This window comes from Streptococcus sp. DD11 (genome assembly GCF_001578865.1).
Classification (GTDB): Bacteria; Bacillota; Bacilli; order Lactobacillales; family Streptococcaceae; genus Streptococcus; species Streptococcus panodentis.
Window position 1 is genome coordinate 164,972 of the sequence record NZ_KQ969393.1, and the last position, 5,206, is coordinate 170,177.

The window sequence follows — 5,206 nt, forward strand, 5'->3', positions numbered from 1 at the left end:
TGGTTCCGATCAGTCCGCCGGCCTGCCAGCCGATAACGGCATTCGTCAGGTTGAAATAGATGGTCATTCCTTGACCGATAGCTGTCAGCAGGGTGGCTGTCATAGCCCCGGAGAGGACCAGACGCAGCTGCTCAAAGCCTTTTCGGGGATGGTAGGAAAGCGCGAAGACCAGCAGGGCTGCAAGCAGGGCCCCTAAAAGGGACATGAAAAGAATGGTGCTGTAATGCATGCTTTTAAAGAGAGCGTAGCCGCAGATCAGAGCCAGACCAGCTCCGGAATTGATGCCTAAGAGTCCGGGATCGGCAATGGCATTGCGGGTCATCCCCTGCATGACAGCGCCTGAGGCTGCCAGAGCAGCACCGACCAGAAGCGCAGCCAGTCCGCGAGGAAGCCGCAGGTCGATGAGGATGTTCTGGGCCGGGCTCTCCTGAAAAGGGTGCAGCAGGGTATTCAGCAGTGTCTGATGGGAATAGCTGGGGAGTCCGAAGCGCAGGTAGATATAAAGCCCTGAGAGGATGGATAGGCAGAGGGTGAAAAAAACAAGCCAAAACAAGTTTGGCTTATTTTTCTGAGCAAGTGAGGGATGAATCAGCATCAGTGCTCCTTTAATTCATTTTTTCCAGACCTTCTTGGATGGTTTTGAGTTCGTACTCAAGGGTCAGAGGGTCGTTGAAGTAGAAGGCATTGGCATCTACCTTGAGGACATGTCCCTTCTCCACGGCTGGGATAGACTTCCAGACATCGCTCTCATAAAGGGCACTGCCAGTTTCGTCATTTTCAGCTGCAATCAGTACATAATCACCGATATAGTCGCCGACGGTTTCATAACTGATTTGCAGGTAGCCGGTTGGAAAGACTTCGTCTTTGACCTTCTGCGGTGCGTCAAAGCCCAGTGATTTGTAAAGAACTTCACCGCCGCGGCCCCAGTTGTTGCCGAACAGATAGATTTCTTTTTCATACAGACCGACGACTGTGAAAGTAGCATTTTCTCCGATTTTGGCCTTCAATTCCTTGCCGACCTCTGCAGTATTGGTCTTCCAGTTCTCAATCCATTTATCCGCTTCTTCCTCCTGGCCGAAAATCTGTCCGAAACGGTTGAGGATTTCCAGATAGTCGTTTTTGCCATATTCGATGGTGATGGTCGGAGCAATCTTTTTCAGTGCATCGATATTTTTATCGCTGGCATCAACGACAATCAAGTCCGGTTTTAGATTGGCAATGGCCTCTGTATCTTCGGGCATGAGGACTTTGGCATCCTTAACCTTGTCTTTGAGGACCGGATTTTTAGCATCATAAGAGGTCACGGCCACTGGACTGTAGCCTAGCTGGAGCAGGTAGCCGGTATAGGTAGAGGAAAGGCTGGCAATTCGGGTCGGTTTTTTAGGAATATCTCCGTAGTAGGTAAAGCCGTCAATCTTGGGCTTGCTGGATAAGGCGATCTTGTCTGAAGAAGCAGCACTGTCAGACTTAGATGAGTTGCTGCCGCAGGCTGCTAAAAGAAGTACAGCGAGGGCGAGAGTAGCAAAAGATAAAAACTTTTTCATCGTTTTCTCCATTTTCTATATTATTTTATCAGTTGGTAACTGAGGCAAAGGGGTCTTTTCTGAATAGGATCCTGAATAATCTGGGCCTCAATGTCAAAGATTTCTCTCAGCATCTCGGGGGTCATCAAATCTTCCACCCGGCCTTGTCTTCGAATCTGTCCAGCCTTCATGGCGATGAGCTGGTCCGAAAAGCGGGCAGCCAGATTAAGGTCGTGCAGGACCATGACGATGGTTTTGCCATTGGCCTGATTGAGCTCCTGCAGCAGCTCCAAGACTTCCAGCTGATGGTTCATATCCAGATAGGTCGTCGGCTCATCCAGAAAAATGGTATCGGTGTCCTGGGCCAGAGCCATGGCAATCCAGACCCGCTGGCGTTGGCCTCCGGAGAGAGCATCCACTTCCTCATGAGCAAAGGCAGCAGACTTGGTTGCCTCCAAGGCCCAGTCAATCTTATCCCGGTCTTCTGCTGAGAGGGCGCCCAGATAGGACTGGTGGGGATAGCGGCCGTAAGAAACAAGATCATAGACCCGAATCCCTTCAGCGGCCTCCAAGACCTGAGGCAGGAGGGCAATCTTGCGGGCTACTGCCTTGGTGGGAAGCTCCGCAATGGCCTGACCATCCAGCAGGATGCTGCCTGCTCTGGTCGGAAGGATTCTGGTAAAGGCCTTGAGCAGAGTGGACTTTCCGCAGCCATTGCTGCCGATAATAGTCGTTATCTTTCCTTCTTCCAGCTGGCAGTCCAGCCCGTCAATGATAGTTTTCTGATCATAGGCAACCTGAATGCCTGCTGCACGGATAGTGGACATGACTTTCCTTTCCCTTGATTCTTTTGGAAGAATCACGCTAGTTATTATACCACAAAAAAGATAAGAAAAAAAGATTTTTCTGACAATTTAATAATTCTAATAATTAATGCTCAATGAAAATCGAAATCAGACTAGGCAGTGAGATGCTCACCATCTCCAGCGGCGGTTGTGAGCGAGGCAAAGAGTCTGTCCCACCGCCTTTATCAATGAAAGGACGGAGTCGTTTGCTGGTGCGCCGGCCGCTTAAGGCTAGCTGATCCACCATACGGTTTCCGAACAAGTCTACTATAAAATGACAATAATAAAAAACTATTCTGGTTTTTCAAGCCGTTCTAATAAAAGTTTAAGCTTTCTTTGCTATAATTCATATACATAGACCGATAGGGACAGTCAGCCTACTGTCTGTCTGGGCTATAGACTATTACACGGGCTGGCAGCCCAGCCCGCCGAAAAGAAGGAATGATGATGAACATTTTGAAAAACATTCACCCGTCCCAGCCGCTGAAACAGCTGAAGTGGTTTGATATTGCTGTCGTGACCCTGCTTCTGTTTGGGCAGTTTATATACCGCTCCACTGAGCTTTTTTTGGCCAGTCTGGCACCTGCGGCAGCAACTGCAGCAAGTGCCGCTGCCGATAGCAGTACGACGGCCGCCAGTGACGGTGCTGCTTATTCCAGCAACTTAACTTTCCAGCTCATCATGCTGGCCCTGACCATTGCTTATCTGCTGCTGCGGCATTTTGACTTCAAGCAGCTGCCGGTCCGTTTGACTTGGTCCGTTCTTTTTTGGGTTCCCTTTATCTTTGCCCTAGTTGGCATTTTCGGAGATATTGTGACATCTTTAAGCGGGGAGTACAATTATTTTGACCCTGCCCTCTGGTCCTATATTGACCCGCTGGAAATTTTCCGTAAATTGGCTGATTTAACTCCCATGGCGATACTCTATGGTCTGCTCAATGGTTTTTATGAAGAGTTCTTCTTTTTAGGGCTCATGACCTCGGTCAATGACAAATACAAGTGGTGGGCCTTGCTCTATTCGACCATCATCCGGATTTCTTTTCATACCTATCAGGGCATGCTGTGGGCGCTGGTTATCGGAGTGGTATACGGTCTTTTCTATTACTTCCTCTACAAGTACAAGGTCAAAAATCTGCTGCCCTTCTTTCTCATGCATGCTCTGGCTGACATGTTTGGCTCCAGCCTGATGTATGTGCTGATTAACTGGCGGTCATAAGGTTATACTCAATGAAAATCATCAGCAGACCAGGCAGCGGCCTCTTCAAGCAGAATCCATAATAAAAAGGCGATGAGCAACTCGCCTTTTTTATAAATACTTTTCTGCCAGTGCATAGTCGCCGGGGTAGGCAGCTTTTTTGCCCTTGATGATTTGGTAGGTGTCTGCTCCCTTGCCGGCCAGAATAACAGCATCGCCCTCCTTGCTGGTCAGGCTGAGGGCTTTTTTGATTGCCTCTTCTCGGTCGGCAATCCTGTCCACCGGATAGGAGATATAGGAGGCGATTTCCTCAGCGATGGCCAGCGGATCCTCATAGTTGGGATCGTCTGCTGTCAGGATGACCGACAGCTGCGGATGCTGGTCGAGCAAGAGGCCAAAGTCCTTGCGGCGGCTCTCGCCTTTATTGCCAGTTGCCCCCAGAAGCAGGACAATTCGTCCTTTCTGGTGCTCCTCAACAACTGCCAGCAGATTTGCCAGGCTGACACCGTTATGGGCGTAGTCCACAAAGACCTTGGCTCCGTTTTTCTGAGTCAGAACTTCCATGCGGCCTGGTACCCGCGTCTCGGCAATGCCGGCTTGGATATCAGAGAGAGAAGCTCCCAAGCGCAGACAGGCCAGACCGGCTGCCAAAGCATTTTCCTGATTAAAGCGGCCGATGAGCTGCAGATCATAGCGGCCGGCCAGTTTTCCAGCTGCTTCAAAGCTGAAAGCCTCTGAATCAGCAATCTGATTGCTGGAGTCAGGGCCGTAGAAGTCATGGTCCATAGAGGCCACTTGCTCAGCCAGCAGCTGAAAATGGTCCATGCCGCTATTGACGATAACTGCTCGGCTATTGTCCATCAAGAGCCGCTTATTGTAGAAATAATCTTCAAAGGTTGGGTGCTCGATGGGGCCGATATGATCGGGGCTGATATTGAGAAAGACGCCGACATCAAAGGTCAGGCCATAGACCCGCTTGGTAAGATAGGCCTGACTGGACACCTCCATGATGAGATGAGTCCGGCCATTAGCAAGGGCTTGGGCCATCATTTTGATCAGGTCCAGACTTTCCGGCGTTGTCAGAGCGGATTTAAAGAACGTTTCCCCATCTAAAGTCGTATTCATTGTGGACAGCAAAGCGGGCTTTTGGCTCTGTTTCAGAATATTAAAGGCAAAGTAAGCAGTGGTGGTCTTGCCCTTGGTTCCGGTAAAGGCCAGCAGTTTGAGCTTTTTCTCAGGATGGCCGTAAAATTCCATGGCAATCAGGCTCATAGCTTGCTTGACATCATTGACCAAGAGGACCGGAATGCCGACCTCAAGGTCTGTCTCACTGATATAAAGTTTCAGCCCGGCTGCGACGGCTTTTTCCAGAAACTCTTTCTTAAAGGCTTGGCCCTTGACAAAAAAGAGAGTAGAAGCATCGGCTTCCCTGCTGTCATAGCTGATCTTATCAAAAGTCAAGTCGCTGTAAGAGAAGAAGTATTCTCCGTCTTTGACAATATCACGGAAATTCTTGTCTTTTTTTAAAATATCTAATACGGTTTCAATTTTAATCATAAATCTATTGTAAACCTTATGGCTGGGTTTTACAAGAGGCAAGGAAAAGTTTATAATAAAAGAAGAATAAATAGAAGAGGTTTTCTA

Annotated in this window: 5 protein-coding genes; 1 reads left to right on the forward strand and 4 read right to left on the reverse strand. The window is 49.0% G+C overall.

The features are described 5' to 3' along the window. The 3 genes from STRDD11_RS04060 to STRDD11_RS04070 form a co-directional block, all read right to left on the reverse strand. Positions 1–595, reverse strand: a 595-nt coding sequence (locus tag STRDD11_RS04060; protein WP_164828368.1) for an iron chelate uptake ABC transporter family permease subunit, incomplete at its 3' end; no start/stop codon positions are given. 10 nt (positions 596–605) lie between these two features. After that, a complete protein-coding gene (locus STRDD11_RS04065; protein ID WP_128835663.1) occupies positions 606–1,544 on the reverse strand; it encodes an iron-hydroxamate ABC transporter substrate-binding protein in 939 nt (312 codons plus the stop codon). A 20-nt stretch (positions 1,545–1,564) separates the two neighbouring features. After that, positions 1,565–2,350, reverse strand: coding sequence for an ABC transporter ATP-binding protein (locus tag STRDD11_RS04070; protein ID WP_128835666.1), 786 nt, complete (start codon positions 2,348–2,350; stop codon positions 1,565–1,567). 465 nt (positions 2,351–2,815) lie between these two features. Between STRDD11_RS04070 and STRDD11_RS04075 the strand changes: the two genes are divergently transcribed. Continuing rightward, on the forward strand, positions 2,816–3,583 hold the full coding sequence (locus STRDD11_RS04075) for a CPBP family intramembrane glutamic endopeptidase (protein ID WP_128836281.1): 768 nt from the start codon (positions 2,816–2,818) through the stop codon (positions 3,581–3,583). Between the two features lie 90 nt (positions 3,584–3,673). On the opposite strand, the gene STRDD11_RS04080 is transcribed toward STRDD11_RS04075, so the two are convergent. After that, complete coding sequence (locus STRDD11_RS04080; protein ID WP_128835668.1) at positions 3,674–5,119, reverse strand: UDP-N-acetylmuramoyl-L-alanyl-D-glutamate--L-lysine ligase; 1,446 nt, start codon at positions 5,117–5,119, stop codon at positions 3,674–3,676. Positions 5,120–5,206 lie beyond the last annotated feature (87 nt).

Coding starts and splice junctions, on each gene's coding strand:
- STRDD11_RS04080 (WP_128835668.1), bottom strand. CDS start 5,119: ATGATTAAAATTGAAACCGTATTAGATATTTTAAAAAAAGACAAGAAT.
- STRDD11_RS04075 (WP_128836281.1), top strand. CDS start 2,816: ATGAACATTTTGAAAAACATTCACCCGTCCCAGCCGCTGAAACAGCTG.
- STRDD11_RS04070 (WP_128835666.1), bottom strand. CDS start 2,350: ATGTCCACTATCCGTGCAGCAGGCATTCAGGTTGCCTATGATCAGAAA.
- STRDD11_RS04065 (WP_128835663.1), bottom strand. CDS start 1,544: ATGAAAAAGTTTTTATCTTTTGCTACTCTCGCCCTCGCTGTACTTCTT.